We start from the raw sequence: 22,649 nt of genomic DNA, 5'->3' as shown, positions 1-22,649 counted from the left end.
GATGATAGTGCTGCAACCAGTGTGAAAGTAGGTTATCGTCAGGCTAGTTATATAGAAAAACCCCACCAGGTGATCCTGGTGGGGTTTTTTGCTTTCAACTCCCGAAACCCCCTCTGTTATGCGTGTGGCATTTTTTGCTTTGGGGATTCCACCGCTTGTCCGACATCAGCGCCAAAGTCGCTGCCTCGCGGCAACATACTCTAGTCCCAACCACTGGAGAACCCCATGGATCCATCCAATGAACCCGCCGGCCTGAGCGACAAGCTGATGGGCCCGATCACGGCCGTCATCGACAAGCGGCGCGCAGACCTGATGCCGATGCTGCAGGGAGGCGCGGGCCACGCTGCCCAGGCTGCCCTGCGCGACGACGAGTGCGTGCGCAAGGTCGCCACCTTTTGCTATCCCTTGTTGCCTGTGCTGATCCGCCTGGCGGTGAAGGAGCCGACCTTCATCAGCTTCGTCCTGAACAACCGGGAGAAAGTGCTGGGGCGCCTCACTGCGCCCGCTTGAATCACTGCGTCGTCACCGTCACCGGCTCGGCCGTCGGGGCTACAGCCTGCCCGCGGCTGATGCTGTCGCCATCGTTGCGGCGCAGGCGCCAGAACACGGCCGAGGAGAGCACGGTCAGCACCGCCAGGACCGCAAAACCATGGTGCAGGGCCTGCGTCACTTGGCTCTGGTTGGTCTGCGACACGTCGCCCAGGAACCATGCGGTGACGATCGACCCGGCCGCCAGGCCAAAGCTCATCGACAACTGCTGGAGCGAGCTCGACATCGTGCTGGCCATGCTGGTATCGGCCGGCTCGATGTCGGCATAAGCCAGCGTATTCATGCTCGAGAACTGCAGCGAGTTGAAGAAGCCCTGCATCAGGCTGATGCCGACGATCACCGCCAGCGGCGTGCCGGCATCCACTAGCGTAAACATCGCGATGGTCACGCCGATCAGGATCGTATTCACCAGCAGCACCCGGCGATAGCCGAAGCGCGCCAGCAAGCCGGGTGCGAATATCTTCATGCCCATCGCCGCCAGCGCCGCCGGCATCATCAGCAAGCCCGATTGCCATGCCGGCAGTCCCAGGCCGAGCTGGTACAGCAGCGGCAGCAGGAAGGGCAGGCCGCCGATGCCGAGACGGGTGACGAAGCCGCCCAGCACCGCGATGCGGAAGGTGCGCACCTTGAGCAAGGTCAGGCGCAGGAGCGGGAACTTGGTGCGCAACGCATGCCAGGCATACGCGCCCAGCAGGCCGAGCGCCAGCAGGAACAACAGGCCAGCCGTCATGCCATCGAGCGTATGCTCGCCAAACACTTCCAGCACCCAGGACAGCAGGGCGGTGCCGCTGCTGAACAGGATCAGGCCGGGCACGTCGAGCGGACGCCGCTCTTCGGAGCGATAGTCAGGCATATGGCGCCAGACAAAATACAGCGCCGCCAATCCAACCGGGATATTGACGAAGAAGATCACGCGCCACGAAGTCCAGTGCACGATCAGGCCGCCGACCGTCGGCCCCAACAGCGGGCCGATCAGGGCCGGGATGATGACGAAGTTCATCGCCCCCAGCAGCTCGTTCTTGGGGAAGGTGCGCACGATCGACAAGCGGCCGATCGGGATCATCATGGCGCCGCCCAATCCTTGCAGCAGCCGGGCGCCGGTCATCATGTGGGCGCTCACTGACAGCCCGCACAGTACCGATGCGAAGGTGAACACGGCAATGGCCGTAAAGAACACACGGCGGGTGCCGAAACGGTCGGCCATCCAGCCGCTCAAGGGAATGCCGACCGCGAGGCCGAGGATGTAGCTGGTGACGATCGATTTCAGGCTCAGCGGCGTAACGCCGAGGCTGGTGGCAATGCTGGGAATGGCGGTATTGACGATGGTCGCATCGAGCTGCTCCATGAACAGGGCAGTCGCGACGAGCCAGGGAAGGTAGCGCTTGAGGGTGGGCGAAGGGGTCAATCGGGCCTCATGAAAACGGCAGGCGGCAGCGGCCGCCAGAGGCACGATTGTGTCACAAACTACAAGACGACCGCGCCATGGACCGGCCGTTGCCGGCCCATGCGCGCATCATGGAAATCAGAAGCGGTAAGCCGCCTTGGCGATGAACCAGTTGGCGCCCGCGTTCGGGCTCTTGATGCTGGCGTTCGAGTAATGCTGGTACTTCAGGCCGAAGTCCCACTTCTGGGTGGTGTAGCCGATGCCGATGTGGTCGCCGAACTGGAAGGCGGTCGACAGTTCCTTGTCCTCGTTCTTGTACAGGGTCGAGAACAGGTTGACGCCGATGCCGATCTCGCCGTACAGGCCGAGCTTGTTGTCATTCTGGTAGCGGAACACCGGGGTGAAGCCGATGACGCCGATGTTCTTGTTCTGGCCGCGCACGTTCTCATAGGAGTTCAGGCGCCACAGGGCCAGGTTGCCTTCCCAGTAGCCCGACAGGTGACGGCCGTTGCCAGCGAACCAGCGCTTGTCCCAGTCGGACTGGACCGCGATGCGGTACATGCGCTGCTGTGGGTTGGTGCCGACTTCGAACGAGGCGGAATCGATGTAGCCATTGCCGACGGTGGATTGCGCCGAGGCGAACGGAGCGAACAGCGCAGCGCAGCAAGCCGCCAGCGCGCCGATTTTTTTCTTGGTAGTGATCATGGTTATCCCTGGGAGGAAAAAGCGTATTTCTTATTTAATGCGCTATTGTACTAGCGAGAACAATAGCGTGCTGGCGGCCATGTCGCCATGTGACGAAGGTATGATAGAGCCCGCCGCAACCGAACCACATCAATAATAATGGCCGAACCAATCGAACCCACGATCGCTCCCTTGTACCCGCTGGCCGCGCCGATGGTGCGCCAGCCCGAACCCGCGGTGCTGCCGCACGATCCGGTGGGCGAGCACATCGCCGCCCATCTCGGCACGCCCGCCATGTATTTCCACGAGACCGGGGCCGACGGCGTCCAGGTCGACATTCACGTGATCGGGCCGACCGCGTCCTATCCCTACGTGCGCCTGGTGACGTCGGGCATGAGCAGGCAGCCGATGAACGTGCCGCAAGGCGCACCGGCTTACGCCGAGCTCATGATGGCCCTGCCGGCCACCTGGCAACTGGACGAGGCGGCGATGCAGGACGAGCGCTGGTACTGGCCGGTCGCCCTGCTGCGCCACCTGGCGCATTATCCGCATAAAGAGCGCACCTGGATCGGCCTCGGCCACTCCTTGCCGAACGGGAACCCGGCCAAGCCGTATATCGCCGGCATCGGTTTATGCGGCGCCATCGTGCTGCCGCCGGCATCGAGTCCGGAACCGTTCCACTCGGTCACGGTCGACGGCAAGGACGTCTATTTTCACTGCGTCGTGCCGCTGTACAAGGAAGAGCTGAACCTGGCGCGCCGCCGCGGCTTTCCGGAACTGATCGACAAGTTCAACCAGTACAACGTCACCGACGTGGTCGACCCGGCGCGCAAGAACACGGCCCGAAAGAAATTCCTCGGGCTGTTCTAAGCGTTAGACAGGCTCATCTCCGCCAGCCGCACCCAGTAGCTGGCGCCGATCGGCAGCAGGTTGTCGTTGAAGTCGTAGCTGGCATTGTGCAACTGGCAAGGGCCGAGTCCATGGCCGCCAGCGCGGTGCGCGCCTTCGCCATTGCCGATGAAGACATAGCAGCCCGGCTTGGCCTGCAGCATGAAAGCGAAGTCCTCGGCGCCCATGGTCGGTTCGACATTGGCGTCGACCTGGGCCGGCCCCGCCACCGCGCGCATCGCCTCGATCGCGAACGCGGTCTGTTCCGGATGGTTCACCAGCGGCGGGTAATTGCGCTTGAAACCGAAGTCGATGCTGGCGCCAAAGCCGGCCGCGATGCCATTGGCCATCTCCTGCATGCGGCGCTCGACCAGGTCGAGCACCTCGGTGGTGAAGGTGCGCACCGTGCCGACCAGTTCGGCTTCATCGGGGATGATATTGGTGGCGCTGCCGGCATGGATTTGCGTGATCGACAGCACCGCCGTGTGCAGCGGGTTCTTTTCGCGCGAGACGATCGTCTGCCAGGCTTGCGCGATCTGCACCGCCACCATCACCGGATCGATGCCGCGATGCGGCTGCGCCGCGTGCGCACCCTTGCCGCGCACGGTCACGCGGAATTCGTTACTCGAGGCCATCATCGGGCCGGCGACGACACCGAAATGCCCTTCCGGAATGCCTGGCCAATTGTGCATGCCATACACGGCGTCCATCGGGAAGCGCTCGAACAGGCCGTCGTCGATCATGCGTTTGGCGCCGCCGCCGCCTTCTTCGGCCGGCTGGAAGATCAGGTACACGGTGCCATCGAAGTTGCGGTGCTGCGCCAGGTAGTGGGCGGCGCCGAGCAGCATCGCGGTGTGGCCGTCATGGCCGCAGGCGTGCATCTTGCCCGCGTGGGTCGAGGCATGCGCGAAGCCGTTCAGCTCTTGCATCGGCAGCGCGTCCATGTCGGCGCGCAGGCCGATCGCGCGTGCCGACGTGCCGTTCTTGATGATGCCGACCACGCCGGTCACGCCCAGGCCGCGCACCACGGGGATGCCCCACGCGCTCAGGCGTTCGGCAACGATGTCCGCGGTGCGGTGTTCTTCATAGCACAGCTCCGGGTGGGCATGCAGGTCACGTCGGATGGCCTGGATCTCTGCTTGAGAAGCCAGGATGGGTTCCACTAGTTTCATCGTGCTCTCCTCGCTGTTTGCGAATCTGTTACCACGCTGTCCAGCCTTTGCATGGCATCGTTTTAACTATTGTAGCCTGCCTCAAACAGACTTGACAGAGGAGGGCGCGAAGCCCTCCGGAATCGTATAAAGTATTGGATTAACGCAGTTTTTCACCGAAGTCCGATAAGAAAATGACCACTACCCAAGTCCGTGCGACCTGCCCCCACGACTGTCCCGACACCTGCGCCATCCTGGTCAAGGTCGAAGACGGCGTCGCGACAGAAGTGAAGGGCGATCCGGAGCATCCGACCACGGCTGGGGTGTTGTGCACCAAGGTGTCGCGCTATGTCGAGCGCACCTATCATCCGGACCGCGTGCTGTACCCGATGCGCCGCGTGGGCCGCAAGGGAGAAGGGAAATTCGAACGCATCAGCTGGGACGAGGCGCTCGACCTGATCGCAGGGCGTCTGACAGACATCAGCGCGCGCGATCCGCAGGCCGTCCTGCCCTATAGCTATTGCGGCACCATGGGCCTGGTGCAGGGCGAATCGATGTCGCTGCGCTTCTTCAACAAGCTGGGCGCCTCGCTGCTCGATCGCACCATCTGCGCCACCGCCGGCGCCACCGGCTACCGCTATACCATCGGCAGTTCGATCGGGACCGACCTCGAGGAGTTCCAGGACGCCAGGCTGATCCTGATCTGGGGCGGCAACCCGATCGCATCCAACCTGCATTTCTGGATGCGCGCGCAAGAGGCCAAGCGGCGCGGCGCCACCCTGATCGCGATCGATCCCTATCGTTCCCTGACGGCCGAGAAGTGCCATCAGCACATCGCCCTGTTGCCGGGCACCGACGCGGCGCTGGCGCTGGGCATGATGCACGTGTTGATCAAGGAAGACCTGCTCGACCACGACTACATCGAGCAACACACGCTCGGCTTCGAGCCCTTGAAGGCGCGCGCCCTGGAATGGACGCCGGAACGCACCGCCGACACCTGCGGCATCACGGTCGATGAAGTGGTCAACCTGGCACGCCTGTACGGCCAGACGGCGAAGAACGGCGAAGCGGCCGCGATCCGTATCAACTATGGCATCCAGCGCGTGCGCGGCGGCGGCATGGCGGTGCGCAACATCGCCTGCCTGCCGGCGCTGGTGGGCGCCTGGCGCCTGCCGGCCGGCGGCATCCAGCTGTCGACCTCGGCGTCGTTCCCGACCAACCGTCCGGCGCTGCAGCGCCCGGATTTGCTGGCCGGCCGCATGCCGCGCACGATCAATATGACCACCATCGGCGACGACCTGCTCCGGGAAGCGTCGCCCGATTTCGGCCCCAGGATCGAGGCCGTCATCGTCTACAACGCCAACCCATTGGCGATCGCGCCCGATTCGCGCAAGGTGCAGCAGGGTTTCGAGCGCGAAGACCTGTTCACCGTGGTGCTCGAACACTTTCACACCGATAGCGCCGACTATGCCGACATCCTGTTGCCGGCCACTACCCAGCTCGAGCACGTCGATGCGCACCTGGCCTATGGCCACCTGTACATGATGGCGAATAATGCCGCCATCGCCCCGGTCGGCGAATCGAAGCCGAACACCGAATTCTTCCGCCTGCTGGCGGCGCGCATGGGTTATGACGACCCGTGCTTCCAGGAAAGCGACGACGAGATCGCGGCCCAGGCTTTCAACAAGAACGATGCGCGCGCGATCCACTTCGACTGGGAGTCGCTCAAGCGCAGCGGCTGGAAAAAGCTGAACATGCCGGCCGCGCCGTTCGCCGCGGGCGGTTTCTCGACCCCCTCCGGCAAGTGCGAATTCTTTTCCGAGAGCATGCTGGCCGATGGGCTCGATCCGGTGCCCACCTATATTCCGCCATACGAGTCCGTGGCGTCCAATCCGATTCTTGCCGAAAAATACCCGCTGGCGATGATTTCTCCGCCGGCACGGAACTTCCTCAACTCGACGTTTGTCAATGTAAAGAGCCTGCGTGCAACTGAGGGCGAACCGCACCTCGACATCCACCCGAACGACGCCGCGGCACGCGGCATCGCCCACGGTGACATGGCGCGCATTTTTAATGACCGCGGTTCGTTCATCGCCCGCGCACGCGTGACCGACAAGGCGCGTGCTGGATTGGTGGTGGGCTTGTCGATCTGGTGGAAGAAACTCGCCAGCGACGGCAAGAACGCCAATGAAGTCACCAGCCAGCGTCTGACCGACATGGGCCGGGCGCCCACTTTCTACGACACCCTGGTGCAGGTCGAAAGAGCTGCACCCTCGACGCGAGATGAAACCCTCTAGATTCTCCCAGGCCTTCAAGCCAGTCATGGTCGCGGCAGCCGCGGCCCTCATGTTGTCAAGCTGCTCATCCCTCTCCTACTACACCCAGGCCGCGCAAGGCCAGCTGCAATTGCTGACCAATGCGCGTCCGATCGACGACTGGATCGCCGACAGCAACACCAACGTCAAGCTGCGTCATCGCCTCGAGTCGGCGCGCCAGATCCGCCGCTTCGCCATCCAGGAAATGAAGCTGCCCGACAACGGCAGCTATACCAACTACACCCATCTCGGCCGGCCCTACGTGTTGTGGAACGTGGTCGCCACGCCCGAGCTGTCGCTCAAGCCAGTCCAGTGGTGCTTCCCGGTGGCCGGCTGCGTGAACTATCGCGGCTACTACAGCAAGGCCGAGGCCCAGGCGTATGCAAAGAAACTGCGTGCGCAGGGCAACGACGTCGAGGTCGGGGGCGTGAGCGCCTATTCGACCCTGGGCTGGTTCAGCGATCCGCTGATGTCGACCTTCATCAATTATCCGGACGCCGAGCTGGCGCGCCTGATCTTCCATGAACTGGCGCACCAGGTGGTCTACGTGGCGGGCGATTCGCAGTTCAACGAATCGTTTGCCAGCGCGGTGGAGCAGGCCGGCGTGGAAGCCTGGCTCGAGCGCTTCGGCAATCCCCAGATGAACGAAGCGTACGAGCGCTACAAGAACCGCAAGAGCGACTTCCTGGCCTTGCTGCTGCGCTATCGCGGCGAGCTGGAGCGTACTTACAAGAGCATGGAGCCCGACAGCGTCAAGCGCGCGGCCAAGGCGCGCCTGTTCCTGGGGCTGCAGGATGATTACCTGGTGCTCAAGGCGAACTGGGGCGGCTACGCCGGCTACGACCGCTTCTTTGCCGAGCCGCTGTCGAACGCCCATCTGGCTTCGGTGGCGACCTATAATGATTTCGTGCCGGCGTTTCGCGTTTTGCTGCACCGCGAGAAGTCGTGGCGCGGCTTCTACAAGGCCGTCAACCAGCTGGCCAAGCTCGGCAAGGAAGAGCGTCATCGCGTACTCAAGCGCCTCGGCGCGAAGGCCACGCCGGGCACGCTGGTGGTGCAGCGCACCATGGGAGCCTCTCCGTAGAGGGCCGGTTCCAATCGCCGCAAAACCGCTTGCGTACAGGGGCGCTGCCCGATAGCATCACCACCAGCGATGGCAAAGGCATAAGCCACGTGCACAGGCGCGCCCGGCAAGCCCCTCCGGCCGCCCGACCAAAACGATAAAAATCGAGACAGAGGTGAGCGATGGACAAAATTTGGCTGCAGTCGTATCCCCCGGGCGTGCCTGCGGAGATTGATCCGGATCAATACCGCTCCTTGGTGCATTTGCTCGAAGAATCCTTCAGCAAGTATGCGGACCGCAAAGCCTATGTGTGCATGGACAAGTTCCTTACCTATGGCGAACTCGATGCGTATTCGAAGCGGCTCGCCGCCTGGCTGCAGAGCCGCGGCCTGGCCCCGGGCGCGCGCGTGGCGATCATGATGCCGAACGTGCTGCAGTATCCGATCGCACTGGCCGCCGTGCTGCGCGCCGGCTACACCGTCGTCAACGTCAATCCGCTGTACACCGCGCGCGAACTGGAGCACCAGATCGGCGACTCGGGCAGCGAAGCGATCATCGTGCTGGAGAATTTCGCCCACACCGTGCAGAGCGTGATGGGCAAGACCCCGCTGCGCCACGTGGTGGTGGCCAGCATGGGCGAGATGCTGGGCGGCGTAAAGGGCATGCTGGTCAACTTCGTGGTGCGCAACGTCAAGAAGATGGTGCCCGAGTTCTCGCTGCCGAACATGGTCACCTTCAAGGAAGCGCTGGCCCAGGGCGAGCGCATGCCGTTCAAGCCGGCCGAACTCAGAGGCGACGACGTCGCCTTCCTGCAGTACACGGGCGGCACCACCGGCGTCTCGAAAGGCGCCACGCTCACCCACCGCAACGTGATCGCCAACGTGCTGCAGACCGAGGCCTGGGCAGAGCCGTGCATGAAGCAGACCGCTGGCGAGCAGGTCACGATCGTGTGCGCGCTGCCGCTGTACCACATCTTCGCGCTGACCGCCTGCGCGATGTGGGGCATGCGCATGGGCGCCCTGAACGTCCTGATCGTCAATCCGCGTGACATTCCCGCCTTCGTCAAGGAACTGGCGAAGTACCGCGTCAACATGCTGCCGGCCGTGAACACGCTGTACAACGCGCTGGCCAACAATCCCGAATTCGCCCACCTCGATTTCTCGTCGCTGCGCATGTGCAACGGCGGCGGCATGGCGGTGCAAAAGCCGGTGGCCGACAAGTGGCGCGAGCTGACCGGGGTGGCCATCGTCGAAGGCTACGGCCTGTCCGAGACGTCGCCAGTGGCCACCTGCAACCGTGCCGACAGCAAGGAATTCACCGGCACGATCGGCCTGCCGGTGCCGTCGACCGACATCGCGATCATCGACGACGAAGGCCGCCACATGGCGCCGGGAGAGATCGGCGAGATCGCCATCCGCGGCCCGCAGGTGATGGCCGGCTACTGGAACCGTCCCGACGAAACCGCGAAGGTGATGACCGCGGACGGCTTCTTCCGCTCGGGCGACGTCGGCATCATGGACGCAGCCGGCTTCGTGAAGATCGTCGACCGCAAGAAGGACATGATCCTGGTCTCGGGCTTCAACGTCTATCCGAACGAGCTCGAAGGCGTGATCGCCGGCCATCCGGGCGTGCTCGAATGCGCCGTGGTCGGCGTGCCCGACGACCATTCGGGCGAGGCGGTCAAGGTATTCGTGGTAAAGAAAGACCCTGACCTTACGGCCGAGCAGCTGATGGACTACTGCAAGCAGCAGTTCACCGGCTACAAGCGACCGAAGTACATCGAGTTCCGCGACGAGCTACCGAAGACCAACGTCGGCAAGATCCTGAGGCGCGCGCTGAGGGACGAGAAAAAGCAGGCGGAGACCGTGACGTAAGCATTGTGATGGGACTGACCCGGCGAAAGCCGCCCCGTCGGGCGGCTTTCGCGTTTTATTGGAACCAACAAGGAAGGCAGGACAGATGGACAAATTTTGGCTCTCGTCGTACGAGAACGGCGTGGCGGCTCAGATCGATCCGACCCAGTACCGCTCGCTGACGCATCTGCTGGAGGAGGCGTTTCGCAAGTACGCCGACCGCAAGGCCTATGCCTGCATGGGCAAGTCCATCACCTTCGCGGAACTGGATGCGATGTCGCTGCGCATGGCTGCCTGGCTGCAGGCGCGCGGCCTGAAGCCAGGCGCGCGCGTGGCGATCATGCTGCCCAACGTGCTGCAGTATCCGGTGGCGCTGGCCGCCGTGCTGCGCGCAGGCTACGTGGTCGTCAACGTCAACCCGCTGTACACGCCGCGCGAGCTGCAGCACCAGCTGGTCGATTCCGGCGCCGAGGCGATCGTGGTGCTCGAGAACTTCGCCCACACGCTCGAGCAGGTGGTGCGCCAGACGAACGTCAAGCACGTTGTGCTGGCCACCATGGGTGACCTGCTGGGCGGCCTGAAAGGCACGCTGGTCAATCTGGTGGTGCGCAAGGTCAAGAAGATGGTGCCGGCCTATTCGCTGCCGGGCGCGGTCGGCTTCAACACGGTGCTGGCCGACGGCGCGAGCGAGACGCTCAAGCCGGTCGCGGTCGGCCACGACGACATCGCCTTCCTGCAGTACACGGGCGGCACCACCGGGGTGTCGAAGGGCGCGGTGCTGCTGCACCGCCACGTGATCGCCAACGTGCTGCAGAACGAAGCCTGGTTCGGGCCGACCCTCGCCAAGCTGAAGGCCGGCGAACAGCCGCAGTTCGCCTGCGCGCTGCCGCTGTACCACATCTATGCGCTCACGGTCTGCGCACTGCTGGGCCTGCGCACCGGCGGCATGAACCTGTTGATCCCGAACCCGCGCGACATCAATGGCTTCATCAAGGAGCTGAAAGGCTATCGCATCAACATCTTCCCGGCCGTGAACACGCTGTACAACGGCCTGCTCAACAACGACGATTTCGCCAGGCTCGATTTCTCGGGCCTGATGGTGTGCCCGGGCGGCGGCATGGCGGTGCAGAAGGCCGTGGCCGACAAGTGGCTCAAGACCACCGGCATCCCGATCGTCGAGGGTTACGGCCTGTCCGAGACCTCGCCGGTGGTGACCGCCAATCGCTGCGACATTACCGAATTCACCGGCACCATCGGCCTGCCGCTGCCCTCGACCGAGCTGCGCATCCTGGACGAGGCGGGCGCCGAAGTCCCGTTCGGCACCGCCGGCGAGATCGCCGTGCGCGGCCCGCAGGTGATGGCCGGCTACTGGCAGCGCGACGACGAGACGGCCAAGGTCATGACCGCGGACGGCTTCTTCAAGACCGGCGACATCGGCATCATGGACGACAAGGGCTATACCCGCATCGTCGACCGCAAGAAGGACATGATCCTGGTCTCGGGTTTCAACGTCTATCCGAACGAGGTGGAGGGCGTGGTGGCCGCGCACCCGGGCGTGCTGGAAGTGGCGTGCGTGGGCGTGCCTGACCAGAACTCGGGCGAGGCCGTGAAGCTGTACGTGGTGAAGAAGGACGCCGATCTCACCACCGAACAGCTCAAGGAATTCTGCAAGGACCAGCTGACCGGCTACAAGCGGCCCAAGTTCATCGAATTTCGCGAGTCCCTGCCGAAGACGAACGTCGGCAAGATCCTGCGGCGCGAACTGCGCGACGAGAAGAAGAGCGCGTGATCGGCGATTGCGCGATCATGCGCAACGCCGACAATTTACGTTAGCCCCCGCACGTCGTTCCCGCGCAGGCGGGAACCTAAGTACTGCGTGCGTTGCGATAACGCGGGCAAACTTGGGTTCCCGCCGAGGCGCCCGGCGAGGGCGGGAACGACGTTTTTGGGCTAACAAAAAGGGGAAACTTAGCGGTGCGCCACCAGCGACTCGAGCGGCGGCAGCTGGCGCGGCTTGCGGTCCGGGCCGGTGGCGACATAGGTCAGCGTCGCCTCGGTCACCTTGACCACCTCGGCCGCCAGGCGGTTGCGCTCGGCGTACACCTCGACGAAGACGGTGACCGAGGTGTTGCCGACCTTGGTGATGTCGGCGTAGAACGACAGCAGGTCGCCCACGAACACCGGGTTCTTGAACAGGAAGGAGTTGACGGCGATGGTCGCCACGCGGCCGTTGGCGCGGCGGGTGGCCGGCAGCGAGCCGGCCAGGTCGACCTGGGCCATGATCCAGCCGCCGAACACGTCGCCGTACACATTGGCGTCGGACGGGGCGGGCATGACGCGCAATTCGGGCATTTTTCCTGCCGGCAGACGTACCGTGGTCGGGATGGTGGGTGGGGCGTTTTCGGGCGTGGTCATCGTGAATTCTCGGTAAAAGCTACAATCGACCCGAATTGAACCATAAATCCAGAAGCCCCGTCATGCGCCGTAACTCCGCACCGCTCCCTCCCGATACCCAAGCTGGCCCCCGTAACGACTGGGCCACGCTGACAACGCTGTTCCCCTACCTGTGGGTCTACAAGTGGCGGGTGATGGCCGCCATGGCCGCGCTGGTCGGCGCCAAGATGGCCAACGTCGGCGTGCCGCTGGTGCTCAAGAAGATCATCGACGGCCTGGCGATCGACCCGGCGCACCCGCATGCGCTGCTGGTGCTGCCGCTCGGCCTGCTGGTCGGCTATGGCCTGCTGCGCCTGTCGATGACGGTCTTCACCGAGCTGCGCGAATTCCTGTTCGCGCGCGTGACCCAGCGCGCGGTGCGCACCATCGCGCTCAAGGTATTCCGCCACCTGCATGCGCTGTCGCTGCGTTTCCACCTGAACCGCCAGACCGGCGGCATGACGCGCGACATCGAGCGCGGCACGCGGGGCGTCAATTCGCTGATTTCGTATTCGCTGTTTAACATCTTGCCGACCCTGGTCGAGATCACGCTGGTGCTGGTCTACCTGGTGTTCAACTACGACATCTGGTTCACGATCATCACGGCGGGGGCGCTGGCGTCCTACATCACCTTCACGGTGATCGTGACCGAGTGGCGCACGCACTTCCGGCGCACGATGAACGAGCTGGAGTCAAAAGCCAGTACCCGTGCAATCGACTCGCTGCTCAACTACGAGACGGTCAAGTACTTCGGCAACGAGGACTACGAGGCGCGGCGCTACGACGAAGGCCTGAAGAACTACGAGAACGCCGGGGTGCGCTCGCAGACCTCGCTGTCGTTCCTGAACACCGGACAGTCCTTGATCATCGCCACCGCCGTCACGCTGATCCTGTGGCGCGCGACCGAGGGCGTCATTGCCGGCACCATGAGCCTGGGCGACTTGGTGCTGGTCAATACCTTCATGATCCAGCTCTACCTGCCGCTCAACTTCCTGGGCGTGATCTACCGCGAGATCAAGCAAAGCCTGGCCGACATGGAGCGCCTGTTCGGCCTGCTGGACCAGAACCGCGAAGTGGCCGACAGTCCCAAGGCCCAGGCGCTGGTGACGAAAGGCGCCGAGGTCGCGTTCTCGCACGTCGAGTTCAGCTACGAATCCAAGCGGCAGATCCTGTTCGACGTCGACTTCACGATTCCCGCCGGGACCACGACCGCGGTCGTGGGCCATAGCGGCTCGGGCAAGTCGACCCTGTCGCGGCTGCTGTTTCGCTTCTACGACGTCAACGGCGGCGCGATCCGCATCGACGGCCAGGACCTGCGCGACGTCACCCAGGAATCGCTGCGCGCCGCGATCGGCATCGTGCCGCAGGACACGGTGCTGTTCAACGACACGATCGAATACAACATCGCCTATGGCCGGCCCGGCGCCAGCCGCGCGGACATCGTGGCGGCGGCGCGCGCGGCCTCGATCCACGACTTCATCGAGAGCCTGCCGGACGGCTACGGGAGCATGGTGGGCGAGCGCGGCCTGAAACTGTCGGGCGGAGAGAAGCAGCGGGTGGCGATCGCGCGCACCTTGCTCAAGGATCCGGCGATCCTGATCTTCGACGAGGCCACGTCGGCGCTCGATTCGCGCTCGGAGCAGGCGATCCAGGCGCAACTGAAGGAGATCGCGAAGAACCGCACGACCCTGGTGATCGCGCACCGCCTGTCGACGATCGCCGATGCGCAGCAGATCATCGTGCTCGACCACGGCAGGATCGTCGAGCGCGGCACGCATTATTCGCTGCTGGCGGAGCAGGGCCTGTATGCGCAGATGTGGGAACGGCAGCTGGCGCGGCCCGACGAGGACGTGGCCTCGCCGCCGCTGGAAATGATGGAGGGCATGGACGGCGCGCCATCCATGCCGAAGGCGCACTCCTGACGGCTCAGGGCTTCTTGTAGACCACGCCGTCCTTCATCACGAACTTGACCTGCTCGAGCACCTTGACGTCCTTGAGCGGGTCACCCTCGACCGCGATGATGTCGGCCGCGAAGCCCGCTTCGATCGCGCCCAGGCGCTTCGGCTGGTCGAGCAGGATGGCCGCGTTCACGGTGGCCGCGCGGATCGCGTCGAGCGGCGTCATGCCCGCTTCGACCATGTAGCCGAATTCCTTGGCGTTCTCGCCGTGCGGGAACACGCCGGCATCGGTGCCGAAGGCGATCTTCACGCCGGCTTGATAGGCGCGGCCGAAGGTGGCTTGCAGCTGCGGGCCGATCGCGGCCGCCTTCGGGCGCACCAGGGCCGAATAGTAATTCGGATCCTTGGCCTTGTCCGCCACGTAGCGGCCGGCCGAGATGGTCGGCACGTACCAGCCGCCGCCTTTCTTGAACAGCGCGACGACCTCGTCGTCCATCAGGGTGCCGTGTTCGATCGAGTCGACGCCGACGCGCAGCGCGCGCTTCATGCCTTCGGCGCCGTGGGCGTGGGCCGCGACGCGGAAACCGTAGTCCTTCGCGGTGCTCACCACGGCGCGCAGCTCGTCCTCGGTGTACTGCGAGTTCTGGCCGCTGGCCGCCTGGCTCAGCACGCCGCCGGTGGCGGTGACCTTGATCAGGTCGGCGCCGTCCTTGTAGCGGGTGCGCACCGCCTGGCGCGCTTCCTCGGGGCTGTTCAACACACCCTCGACCGGGCCGGGCGTGCCGATCTTCTCGGACAGGAAGTGCGACAGGTTGTTGGTCGGGTCGGCGTGGCCGCCGGTGGTGGCCAGCGATTTTCCGGCGGTGAACATGCGCGGGCCCGGCACGTCGCCGGCGGCGATGGCGCGCTTGAGCGCGATGTTCAGGTTGTCGGCGGCGCCCAGGTCGCGCACCGTGGTGAAGCCGGCCATCAGGGTGCGCTCGGCGTATTTCACCGAACGGAAGGCCATGTCGGCCGGGTTGGCGGTCAGGCGGTCGCGGTAGGCGTCGACCGCCGGCTGGGTTTCGCTGGTCAGGTGCACGTGCATGTCGATCAGGCCCGGCAGGCAGCTGTGGCGCGACAGGTCGATGTTGCCGGCGGCCTGCGCCATCGGCCCCACCGACACGATGCTGCCGTTCTCGATCACGATGCTGACGCGCTCGCGCCATGCGCCTTTCTGGACGTCCAGCAGCCGGCCGCAGTCGACCGTCTGGGTGGCGGCGTGCGCGCCGTTCAGGGCCAGCAGCATGCCGGCGGCAACCATCTGTTTCATCTCTCGCTCCCTTTTTTCATTATTGACGCATAAAAAAAGGCCCTCCATCGCTGGAAGGCCCCGTTACTACAAGCAGCCGTTCGCCGTCTTCATCGCAGCGGCGAGACGGCCGGTTCCTTGTTCGGTTCCCCCAGGTCGCCCTCCCACTTGGCGACGACGGCGGTGGCGATGCCGTTGCCGATCACGTTGGTGGCCGAGCGCGCCATGTCCAGGAAGTGGTCGATCGCCAGCAGCAGCAAGAGGCCCGCTTCCGGGATGTCGAACTGGTTCAGCGTGGCCGCGATCACGACCAGCGAGGCGCGCGGCACGCCGGCCATGCCTTTCGAGGTCAGCATCAGCACCAGCATCATGGTGATCTGGGTGCCCAGCGACAGCTCGATGCCGTAGGCCTGGGCGATGAAGACGGCGGCGAAGGTGCAGTACATCATCGAGCCGTCCAGGTTGAACGAGTAACCGATCGGCAGCACGAACGAGGCCAGGCGGTTCTTGACGCCGAAGCGCTCCAGGCTTTCCAGGGTTTTCGGGAAGGCGGCTTCGGACGAGGCGGTCGAGAAGGCCAGCACGGTCGGGCCGCGCAGCTCCGAGATCAGGCGCAGGATGCGCGGGCCGATCACGGCCATGCCGATGCCGATCAGGACGATCCACAAGAGCGCGATGCCGAAGTAGAACTGGGCCATGAAGATGCCATAGGTCGACAGCACGCCCAGGCCGCTCTTGGCGATGATGCCGGCCACCGCCGCGAACACCGCGATCGGCGCGAAGTTCATCACGTAGCCGGTCAGCTTGAGCATCACGTGGGCGACGCCGTCGATGACGTCGATCATCGGCGTGGCGCGCGCGCCGACGGCGGCGGCGGCGGTGCCGAAGAACAGCGAGAACACCACGATCTGCAGGATCTCGTTCTTGGCCATGCCGTCGACGATCGAGGTCGGGATCAGGTGGGTGATGAAGTCCTTCAGCGTCAGGCTGCCGCTGGTGATGCCCGATTGCGCGTCGACCGGCGGCATCATGCCCGCCGCGAACAATGCATCGCCCGGGCGGAAGATGTTCACCAGGACCAGGCCCAGCGACAGCGAGATGATCGAGGCGATCACGAACCAGCCCAGCGCCTTGACGCCGATGCGGCCGACTTCCTTGGCGTCGCCCATCCTGGCGATGCCGACCACCAGGGTCGCGAACACCAGCGGCGCGATGATCATCTTGATCAGGCGGAGGAACATCGTGGTAATCAGCGACATCGTGTCGGAGAAGCTCGTCGCGCCCGCCGTGTCCGTATTGGCGTTGACCAGGTAGCCGACCACGATGCCGATCACCAGGGCGATCATGATGAAGGTAGTCAGGCGGTTTCGGTTGTTCATAAAGCTTCCTGTCGTGTGGACCTGTGCAGGGCCGGCAACGGCGGATCGCGCTGTCGCGGGCGGATTGTTCGGGCAGTGACCGGTTTTCGAGGACCGAAGGCCGGGCGATTCTGAAGATTATGGCAAGTTCCGCAGTATCCTAGGCACTGTTAGTGCTGTCAAGCATGCTTACAAGGTTGACGTAACGGCATGCCGGCTACCCCGTCGGTATTCTCGGGCGGTCAACGCCGATGCTCTTGCGTGGTGGATGAAACGCACCTCCGGGCCCGCCGCGCGGGTAAAATACGCCATTCGTTTTTCGAGATCCGCCATGTCCACCATCGAGACCCCAGACACCATCACCATCACCCGTCCAGACGACTGGCACCTGCACCTGCGCGACGGCGCGGCGATGGCCAGCGTATTGCCGCACACCGCCCGCCAGTTCGGCCGCGCGATCGTGATGCCGAACCTGAGGCCGCCCGTGACCACGGCCGCCGCCGCCCTGGAGTACCGCGCCCGCATCCTGGCCGCGCTGCCGGAGGGGATGCGCTTTACGCCCTTGATGACGCTGTACCTGACCGACAATACCGATCCGGACGAGATCCGCCGCGCCCAGGACACCGGCTTCATCCACGCGGTCAAGCTGTACCCGGCCGGCGCCACCACCAACTCGGACGCCGGCGTCACCGACCTGAAAAAGTGCTACAAGACGCTGGAAGTGATGCAGGAAGTGGGCATGCCGCTGCTGGTGCATGGCGAAGTGACCGACAACGAGATCGACCTGTTCGACCGCGAAGCCGTGTTCATCGAGCGCGTGATGCGCCCGCTGCGCCGCGACATGCCGGCCCTGAACGTGGTGTTCGAGCACATCACCACCAAGGACGCTGCCCAGTACGTGGCCGAGGCCGAAGGCCCGATCGCGGCCACCATCACCGCCCACCACCTGCTGTACAACCGCAACGAGATCTTCCGCGGCGGCATCCGCCCGCACTTCTACTGCCTGCCGGTGCTCAAGCGCGAAGAACACCGCCTGGCGCTGGTCACCGCCGCCACCAGCGGCGACGAGCGCTTCTTCCTGGGCACCGACTCGGCCCCGCACGCGGTGCACACCAAATACGCCGCCTGCGGCTGCGCCGGCTGCTACACCGCGCTGCACGCGATGGAGATGTATACCGAAGCCTTCGCCCAGGCCGGCGCGCTCGACAAACTGGAAGCCTTCGCCAGCTTCAACGGCCCGGCCTTCTACAACCTGCCGCGCAACGAGGGCACGATCACGCTCAAGCGCGAAAGCTGGACCCTGCCGGAATCGGTGCCGATGGGCGAACACCAGCTGGTGCCGCTGAACGCGGGCGAGAGCATCAACTGGAAGATGGTGTAAGCCGTACCGTGCTGCCGCCGATCGACTGGGCGCAGCGGTGGTACGACGCGGTGCGCCCGGCGTTCGAGCGCGCCGCGCCGCCGCCGGATGGCTTCGTCGAGGCCTTCAACGCGGCGGCGCGCGCGCTCGACCTGCGTAACGGCGCCGGCATGCCGCTGTCCTTCGTGCCGCAGGCCGCGCTGCCGGAAGGGGCGGCCTATGAAGAATTCATCGGCGCCACCGGCCAGGTGCCGACCCGCGACAACCTGCACGACTTCTTCAATGCGTTGGTGTGGCAGACCTTCCCGGGTATCAAGCGCGCGCTGAACGCGCTGCAGGCGGCGCAGATCGCGCAGGCCGGCGTCGGCAAGTCGCGCGGGCCGGCGCGCGATGCCGCCACCATCTTCGACGAGAACGCGGCCTTGCTGGTGGTGCGCGACGATGAAACCGGGCGGGCGCTGGTCGAGGACTTGCGTGCGCACCGCTGGCTCGCGGCCCTGTACGATCGGCGTGACGCGTTCGGCAAGGACGTCGAGGTCTGGCTGTTCGGCCACGCGCTGATGGAAAAGCTGGTGGCGCCGCGCAAGGCGATCACCGCGCATACGCGGGTGGTGTTCGCCGGCGACGATTACTTCGCGCTGGCGTGGGACGCGCGCCGCGCATGGCTCGACCGCGAGGTGGCCGCCAGCCTGGCGCATCAGGAACTGACGCCGGGCGCCTTCACGCCCCTGCAGGTGCTGGGCATTCCAGGCTGGTGGCCTGGGCAAGACCCGGAATTTTATCTGGATACGACTGTGTTCCGTCCGAAGCGGACGGCTTGAATTGGGAGCAGCCAATGGCTGAAACGGTACGCTGGGGAATACTCGGCACGGGCAAGATTTCGCGTGCCTTTGCCAATGCACTGAAGGACGTGCCGGGGGCCGTGCTGGCCGCCGTGGGCTCGCGCAGCCAGGACAAGGCCGCGGCTTTCGCCGCGGAATTCGGCGCGCTGGCCAGCTACGGCTCCTGCGAGCTGCTGGCCGAGGCCAAGGGCATCGACCTGATCTACATCGGCACGCCGCATCCGGAACATGCCGGCAACGCCTTGATGGCGCTGCGCGCCGGCAAGGGCGTGCTGTGCGAGAAGCCGTTTACGATGAACCTGCGCGAGGCCGAGCAGGTGGTGACCCTGGCGCGCTCGAAGCGCCTGTTCCTGATGGAGGCGATGTGGACGCGCTACCTGCCGGCCTACCTGGAAGTCAAGCGCATCCTGGCCTCGGGCGAGATCGGCGCCCCGCGCCAGATCGTCGCCGACTTCGGCTTCGCCGCCGCCTTCGGTCCCGAGCACCGCGTGTTCAACCCCGATCTCGGCGGCGGCGCGCTGCTCGACCTGGGCATCTATCCGCTGTCGGTCGCGGCGGGCCTCTTGGGCCCCGTGCTCGAGGTCCGTGCGCAAGCCCAGATGGGCCCGACCGGCGTCGACGTGCAGACCGGCTTCATGCTCAAGCATGAAGGCGGCGCCATGTCGGTGTGCAGCTGCTCCTTCCTGGCGCGCTCGCCGGCCGAACTGACCGTGTCGGGCGAGCGCGGCCAGGTGCGGATGAACACCATGTTCCACCGCGCGACCTCGGTCACCGTCAAGCTGCACGACGGCAGCGAGCGCACGATCGAGACCCCGTATCTCGGCAACGGCTACGTGCACGAGGCGATCGAAGCCCAGCGCTGCTGGCGGCAGGGGCTGCTGGAAAGCCCGTCGATGACGCAGGACGAGACGCTGGCGCTGATGGGCGTGATGGACGAGATCCGGCGCCAGATCGGCCTGCGCTACGCGGCCGACCGCGCCTGAGGGACGCGCCATGAAGCTCGGGAGCGTTACGCCGATCCTGCGCATCTTTGATGAGGCCAGGGCGCGCGAATTCTACGTCGACTACCTCGGCTTCACGGTCGACTGGGACCACCGCTTCGGCCCCGGCATGCCGCTCTACCTGCAGGTCTCGCGCGGCGGCTGCGTGCTGCACCTGAGCGAGCACCACGGCGATTGCTGCCCCGGCGCGGCGCTGCGCATCGAGGTCGACGACATCGATGGCCTGCATGCCGAGCTGGCCGCCAGACAATATGGCTATGCGCGGCCCGGGATCGAGGACACGCCGTGGGAGGCGCGCGAGCTGAGCGTGAAGGATCCGTTCGGGAACCGGCTGACGTTCACCGGCGGGTGATGGTGCCGGGCGGCCTGCGGCAGTGGTGAGGAAGCGCGCATATTGATGCGTAGCGGCTCTGCTACAGTAGGTCGACCTGTAGCGCCGGAGACGCCATGACGAATGAAACAAAAGTCGCTGTCCTGCTCGACTGCGACAACACCAACCCGGCAGTCGTCGCCCATGCCATGCGGATCGTCCCCAAGCTGGGAAGGGTCGTGATCAAGCGCGGTTACGGCAACCACGCCACCCTGGCCAATAAATGGCAAGAGACCCTCGTCCAGCAGGCGTTTACGCCTTGCCTTCAATACCAGTACGCTGCCGGCAAGAACACCTCGGATATCGCGCTCGCGCTCGACGCGCTGGAAGCCTTGTTCGATCATCGCGCCGACTGCTTCTGCGTCGTGACGAGCGACTCGGATTTTGTCTACCTGTGCCGCAAGTTGCGTGAGCGCGGCGCCACCGTGCACATCGTCGGCGAAGCGAAAACGCCGCTAGCGCTGCGCAACGCCAGTGACCAGTTTCACGAATGGACGCCAGAATCGCCGGCGTCCGAGCCGGTTCCAGGGGCGGCCATGGCGATCGAACCGACGCGCAAGGCCGGTGTGCCGCCGCCTGCACAGGGGAAGCGTCGTCCGAAAATGGTGGTCGAGGCCGTGGCGCTGCTGGCTGGCGATTCGTCTGAGGGCAAGGTCCATCTCGGCACGCTCGGGCAGTACCTGCGCCGCATCGACCCCGGTTTTTCTCCGGACGGTCATGGCTACTCCGGCTTGCTCGACATGCTGCGTGCCTACAACCGGCTTGCGCTGACCAAGGAAGACGGTGGTCATTACACCGTCAAGCTGGCGCCGGCGCAGTAAATCCAGCGCCCTTTCGTCACCGGACGGGGGCACTGCTACAGCCTCGCTACTTGTGTTGCGATTTCATGTCGGCGGCGTGGCGGCATCCAGCCGCCTGAACAGGTCACGATGCAGTTCCCGCGTGTGTTTCTCCATGTGCGTGCGCGCATGCCGGATTTCTTTCAACTCGCGCTGCGCCACCGCCTCCTTGCCATTGGCGAGCGCCCACAGCGCCAGTTCGACGCGCGCCTCGACGCTGCCGAAGCGGTCGACGACCGCCTCGAACTCGGCGCCTGCGTCTTCTGGCCGGCCGGCAGCGGCATAAGCCCGGCCCAGCGCCAAGCCGACTTCGTCGGCGCGAAAGTTCGGATGCTTCGACTGCAGCGGCGCCAGCAGCGCGATCGCCGCCGCCGGCTGCCCATGCGCCGCATTGGCGCGCGCCGCGCCCAGGATCACCTCGGGATCGCCCGCGAACGGTCCGTTCAGGCAGGCGTCGAAATGCCGCACCGCTTCCTCGGATTCGCCGGCGTCCAGCAGGGCGGCGGCCAGGCGCATCCGGTTGTGGGCGGTCGGGGTCAGGTCGAAGGCGTGCCGGGCTGCGCGCACGTCGCGGCCCGGGTCGAGGCTTTGCTGGAGCGCGCGACCGGCGATGCGCCCGCGGCGCTCGAGGCGCGAGGCCGGCAGGTATTCCACGACGAAGTAGGCAAGGCTGCCGAGCAGCGGGAAAGAGAAGAGGATCAGCAGCCAGTACAGCTGGCGGCGGTTGCGTACGGCATGGACCGCGAAGAAGAGGGCGATGAGGAAGTGCAGGCCGAGTCCAAGAAAGGGCATTGTCGGTTCCGTGTCGGGTGATGAACGAGTGACGCGACTTGCTGAGCGTGATATCGCGCTGCCGCCACGATAGCCGGAATCGACGGTGAAATTTCTAACCGATTGTCACGGCGCCCGCCTGTGAGATGGTTATCCAGCCTGGTTATCCACCACGGTTATCCACCGCAGCAGGTTCATCAGTCGGCCACCGGCGCATCCACGATGTGCCGCGCATCGAGCGCGCGGATGCGCGGCTCGACGTAGTAGCCGCCCGCCTCGACATAGGTGAGGCAGTAGCGCAGGCATACGGTGCATTGCTGGACCGCGCAGCGGTTGTAAGGAAAATGGTGGATGGCGATCGGCGCGTCCGGCGACCAGTAATTGGTCCCGTGCGGATGGTATTCGGCGAAGGTCGGATCACAGTACGGATCGCCGGCCAGCGTGCCGGCCGGGCGCATCTGCGCCTGTGGGAACGAGACCGGCGTGCGCGTCCACCCGGGGTAGCTGGCGACCTCGCACGTGCAGTCCTGCGTCACCCGCGCCATGGCCTGGGCCAGGGCAGTCAGTTCGTCGATGTTCAGCGCCTGTTCCTGCTTCAT

At 65.0% G+C, this 22,649-nt stretch carries 20 protein-coding genes; 12 read left to right on the top strand and 8 right to left on the bottom strand.

Features of this window, described 5'->3' with window-relative positions; all coding sequences use genetic code 11:
* The first annotated feature begins 225 nt into the window (after window positions 1–225).
* Window positions 226–510: a hypothetical protein gene (locus ACZ9AQ_RS18225; protein ID WP_429205844.1), complete on the top strand. Its 285-nt coding sequence runs from the start codon at window positions 226–228 to the stop codon at window positions 508–510.
* A gap of 1 nt (window position 511) precedes the next feature.
* Here the strand turns inward: ACZ9AQ_RS18225 and ACZ9AQ_RS18220 are convergent, their stop codons facing one another.
* Both ACZ9AQ_RS18220 and ACZ9AQ_RS18215 read right to left on the bottom strand, forming a co-directional pair.
* On the bottom strand, window positions 512–1,954 hold the full coding sequence (locus tag ACZ9AQ_RS18220; RefSeq protein ID WP_429205843.1) for a DHA2 family efflux MFS transporter permease subunit: 1,443 nt from the start codon (window positions 1,952–1,954) through the stop codon (window positions 512–514).
* A gap of 117 nt (window positions 1,955–2,071) precedes the next feature.
* Entirely contained in the window at window positions 2,072–2,638 is a 567-nt protein-coding gene (locus tag ACZ9AQ_RS18215) for an acyloxyacyl hydrolase (RefSeq protein ID WP_429205842.1), read from the bottom strand.
* A 138-nt stretch (window positions 2,639–2,776) separates the two neighbouring features.
* Between ACZ9AQ_RS18215 and ACZ9AQ_RS18210 the strand changes: the two genes are divergently transcribed.
* Window positions 2,777–3,487: a suppressor of fused domain protein gene (locus ACZ9AQ_RS18210; RefSeq protein ID WP_429205840.1), complete on the top strand. Its 711-nt coding sequence runs from the start codon at window positions 2,777–2,779 to the stop codon at window positions 3,485–3,487.
* Here ACZ9AQ_RS18210 and ACZ9AQ_RS18205 read toward each other — a convergent pair.
* Window positions 3,484–4,677, bottom strand: coding sequence for a M20 aminoacylase family protein (locus ACZ9AQ_RS18205; RefSeq protein ID WP_429205838.1), 1,194 nt, complete (start codon window positions 4,675–4,677; stop codon window positions 3,484–3,486). The genes ACZ9AQ_RS18210 and ACZ9AQ_RS18205 overlap by 4 nt on opposite strands.
* A gap of 173 nt (window positions 4,678–4,850) precedes the next feature.
* Between ACZ9AQ_RS18205 and ACZ9AQ_RS18200 the strand changes: the two genes are divergently transcribed.
* From ACZ9AQ_RS18200 to ACZ9AQ_RS18185, 4 genes are all read left to right on the top strand, one after another.
* On the top strand, window positions 4,851–6,953 hold the full coding sequence (locus ACZ9AQ_RS18200; RefSeq protein ID WP_429205836.1) for a molybdopterin-containing oxidoreductase family protein: 2,103 nt from the start codon (window positions 4,851–4,853) through the stop codon (window positions 6,951–6,953).
* Between the two features lie 25 nt (window positions 6,954–6,978).
* Window positions 6,979–8,055, top strand: coding sequence for an aminopeptidase (locus ACZ9AQ_RS18195; protein WP_429205851.1), 1,077 nt, complete (start codon window positions 6,979–6,981; stop codon window positions 8,053–8,055).
* A gap of 161 nt (window positions 8,056–8,216) precedes the next feature.
* Complete coding sequence (locus ACZ9AQ_RS18190) at window positions 8,217–9,908, top strand: long-chain-fatty-acid--CoA ligase (protein ID WP_429205834.1); 1,692 nt, start codon at window positions 8,217–8,219, stop codon at window positions 9,906–9,908.
* An 85-nt stretch (window positions 9,909–9,993) separates the two neighbouring features.
* Window positions 9,994–11,676 (top strand): long-chain-fatty-acid--CoA ligase, encoded by a 1,683-nt coding sequence (locus ACZ9AQ_RS18185; protein WP_429205832.1) that lies wholly within the window; start codon window positions 9,994–9,996, stop codon window positions 11,674–11,676.
* 179 nt (window positions 11,677–11,855) lie between these two features.
* On the opposite strand, the gene ACZ9AQ_RS18180 is transcribed toward ACZ9AQ_RS18185, so the two are convergent.
* Window positions 11,856–12,302: an acyl-CoA thioesterase gene (locus ACZ9AQ_RS18180; protein ID WP_429205831.1), complete on the bottom strand. Its 447-nt coding sequence runs from the start codon at window positions 12,300–12,302 to the stop codon at window positions 11,856–11,858.
* A gap of 62 nt (window positions 12,303–12,364) precedes the next feature.
* On the opposite strand from ACZ9AQ_RS18180, the gene ACZ9AQ_RS18175 reads away from it, so the two are divergent.
* Window positions 12,365–14,242 carry an ABCB family ABC transporter ATP-binding protein/permease gene (locus ACZ9AQ_RS18175; protein ID WP_429205829.1) on the top strand — a complete coding sequence of 626 codons (1,878 nt, stop codon included), beginning with the start codon at window positions 12,365–12,367 and terminating at the stop codon, window positions 14,240–14,242.
* Between the two features lie 4 nt (window positions 14,243–14,246).
* Here the strand turns inward: ACZ9AQ_RS18175 and ACZ9AQ_RS18170 are convergent, their stop codons facing one another.
* Together ACZ9AQ_RS18170 and ACZ9AQ_RS18165 are read right to left on the bottom strand one after the other, a co-directional pair.
* Complete coding sequence (locus tag ACZ9AQ_RS18170; RefSeq protein ID WP_429205828.1) at window positions 14,247–15,530, bottom strand: metal-dependent hydrolase family protein; 1,284 nt, start codon at window positions 15,528–15,530, stop codon at window positions 14,247–14,249.
* An 89-nt stretch (window positions 15,531–15,619) separates the two neighbouring features.
* Entirely contained in the window at window positions 15,620–16,888 is a 1,269-nt protein-coding gene (locus ACZ9AQ_RS18165) for a dicarboxylate/amino acid:cation symporter (protein ID WP_429205826.1), read from the bottom strand.
* Window positions 16,889–17,198: 310 nt separating this feature from the next.
* Between ACZ9AQ_RS18165 and pyrC the strand changes: the two genes are divergently transcribed.
* The 5 genes from pyrC to ACZ9AQ_RS18140 all read left to right on the top strand — a co-directional run bounded on the left by pyrC (window position 17,199) and on the right by ACZ9AQ_RS18140 (window position 21,261).
* On the top strand, window positions 17,199–18,248 hold the full coding sequence (gene pyrC, locus ACZ9AQ_RS18160; protein ID WP_429205824.1) for a dihydroorotase: 1,050 nt from the start codon (window positions 17,199–17,201) through the stop codon (window positions 18,246–18,248).
* A gap of 8 nt (window positions 18,249–18,256) precedes the next feature.
* Window positions 18,257–19,048 carry a DUF3025 domain-containing protein gene (locus ACZ9AQ_RS18155; RefSeq protein WP_429205822.1) on the top strand — a complete coding sequence of 264 codons (792 nt, stop codon included), beginning with the start codon at window positions 18,257–18,259 and terminating at the stop codon, window positions 19,046–19,048.
* Between the two features lie 14 nt (window positions 19,049–19,062).
* Window positions 19,063–20,052 carry a Gfo/Idh/MocA family protein gene (locus tag ACZ9AQ_RS18150; protein WP_429205821.1) on the top strand — a complete coding sequence of 330 codons (990 nt, stop codon included), beginning with the start codon at window positions 19,063–19,065 and terminating at the stop codon, window positions 20,050–20,052.
* A gap of 10 nt (window positions 20,053–20,062) precedes the next feature.
* Entirely contained in the window at window positions 20,063–20,422 is a 360-nt protein-coding gene (locus ACZ9AQ_RS18145; RefSeq protein WP_429205819.1) for a glyoxalase superfamily protein, read from the top strand.
* A 95-nt stretch (window positions 20,423–20,517) separates the two neighbouring features.
* The gene (locus ACZ9AQ_RS18140) at window positions 20,518–21,261 is read left to right on the top strand and encodes an NYN domain-containing protein (RefSeq protein ID WP_429205817.1); all 744 of its coding nucleotides are present in this window, start codon (window positions 20,518–20,520) and stop codon (window positions 21,259–21,261) included.
* Window positions 21,262–21,324: 63 nt separating this feature from the next.
* On the opposite strand, the gene ACZ9AQ_RS18135 is transcribed toward ACZ9AQ_RS18140, so the two are convergent.
* Window positions 21,325–22,071 (bottom strand): hypothetical protein, encoded by a 747-nt coding sequence (locus ACZ9AQ_RS18135; protein WP_429205816.1) that lies wholly within the window; start codon window positions 22,069–22,071, stop codon window positions 21,325–21,327.
* A gap of 176 nt (window positions 22,072–22,247) precedes the next feature.
* The gene (locus ACZ9AQ_RS18130; protein ID WP_429205815.1) at window positions 22,248–22,649 is read right to left on the bottom strand and encodes a hypothetical protein; all 402 of its coding nucleotides are present in this window, start codon (window positions 22,647–22,649) and stop codon (window positions 22,248–22,250) included.

The sequence above is a fragment of the Massilia sp. UYP34 genome, assembly GCF_056279385.1.
The sequence above is the reverse complement of the archived record's forward strand: the minus strand, read 5'-3'. Positions and strand labels throughout refer to the sequence as shown.

What these genes read in the sequence shown, in the direction of transcription:
- ACZ9AQ_RS18175 (WP_429205829.1), top strand. Translation starts at nt 12,365, where the DNA reads ATGCGCCGTAACTCCGCACCGCTCCCTCCCGATACCCAAGCTGGCCCC.
- ACZ9AQ_RS18130 (WP_429205815.1), bottom strand. Translation starts at nt 22,649, where the DNA reads ATGAAGCAGGAACAGGCGCTGAACATCGACGAACTGACTGCCCTGGCC.
- ACZ9AQ_RS18135 (WP_429205816.1), bottom strand. Translation starts at nt 22,071, where the DNA reads ATGCCCTTTCTTGGACTCGGCCTGCACTTCCTCATCGCCCTCTTCTTC.
- ACZ9AQ_RS18150 (WP_429205821.1), top strand. Translation starts at nt 19,063, where the DNA reads ATGGCTGAAACGGTACGCTGGGGAATACTCGGCACGGGCAAGATTTCG.
- ACZ9AQ_RS18185 (WP_429205832.1), top strand. Translation starts at nt 9,994, where the DNA reads ATGGACAAATTTTGGCTCTCGTCGTACGAGAACGGCGTGGCGGCTCAG.
- ACZ9AQ_RS18225 (WP_429205844.1), top strand. Translation starts at nt 226, where the DNA reads ATGGATCCATCCAATGAACCCGCCGGCCTGAGCGACAAGCTGATGGGC.
- ACZ9AQ_RS18215 (WP_429205842.1), bottom strand. Translation starts at nt 2,638, where the DNA reads ATGATCACTACCAAGAAAAAAATCGGCGCGCTGGCGGCTTGCTGCGCT.
- ACZ9AQ_RS18140 (WP_429205817.1), top strand. Translation starts at nt 20,518, where the DNA reads ATGACGAATGAAACAAAAGTCGCTGTCCTGCTCGACTGCGACAACACC.
- ACZ9AQ_RS18200 (WP_429205836.1), top strand. Translation starts at nt 4,851, where the DNA reads ATGACCACTACCCAAGTCCGTGCGACCTGCCCCCACGACTGTCCCGAC.
- ACZ9AQ_RS18190 (WP_429205834.1), top strand. Translation starts at nt 8,217, where the DNA reads ATGGACAAAATTTGGCTGCAGTCGTATCCCCCGGGCGTGCCTGCGGAG.
- pyrC (WP_429205824.1), top strand. Translation starts at nt 17,199, where the DNA reads ATGTCCACCATCGAGACCCCAGACACCATCACCATCACCCGTCCAGAC.
- ACZ9AQ_RS18195 (WP_429205851.1), top strand. Translation starts at nt 6,979, where the DNA reads ATGGTCGCGGCAGCCGCGGCCCTCATGTTGTCAAGCTGCTCATCCCTC.
- ACZ9AQ_RS18210 (WP_429205840.1), top strand. Translation starts at nt 2,777, where the DNA reads ATGGCCGAACCAATCGAACCCACGATCGCTCCCTTGTACCCGCTGGCC.
- ACZ9AQ_RS18180 (WP_429205831.1), bottom strand. Translation starts at nt 12,302, where the DNA reads ATGACCACGCCCGAAAACGCCCCACCCACCATCCCGACCACGGTACGT.
- ACZ9AQ_RS18145 (WP_429205819.1), top strand. Translation starts at nt 20,063, where the DNA reads ATGAAGCTCGGGAGCGTTACGCCGATCCTGCGCATCTTTGATGAGGCC.
- ACZ9AQ_RS18165 (WP_429205826.1), bottom strand. Translation starts at nt 16,888, where the DNA reads ATGAACAACCGAAACCGCCTGACTACCTTCATCATGATCGCCCTGGTG.
- ACZ9AQ_RS18170 (WP_429205828.1), bottom strand. Translation starts at nt 15,530, where the DNA reads ATGAAACAGATGGTTGCCGCCGGCATGCTGCTGGCCCTGAACGGCGCG.
- ACZ9AQ_RS18205 (WP_429205838.1), bottom strand. Translation starts at nt 4,677, where the DNA reads ATGAAACTAGTGGAACCCATCCTGGCTTCTCAAGCAGAGATCCAGGCC.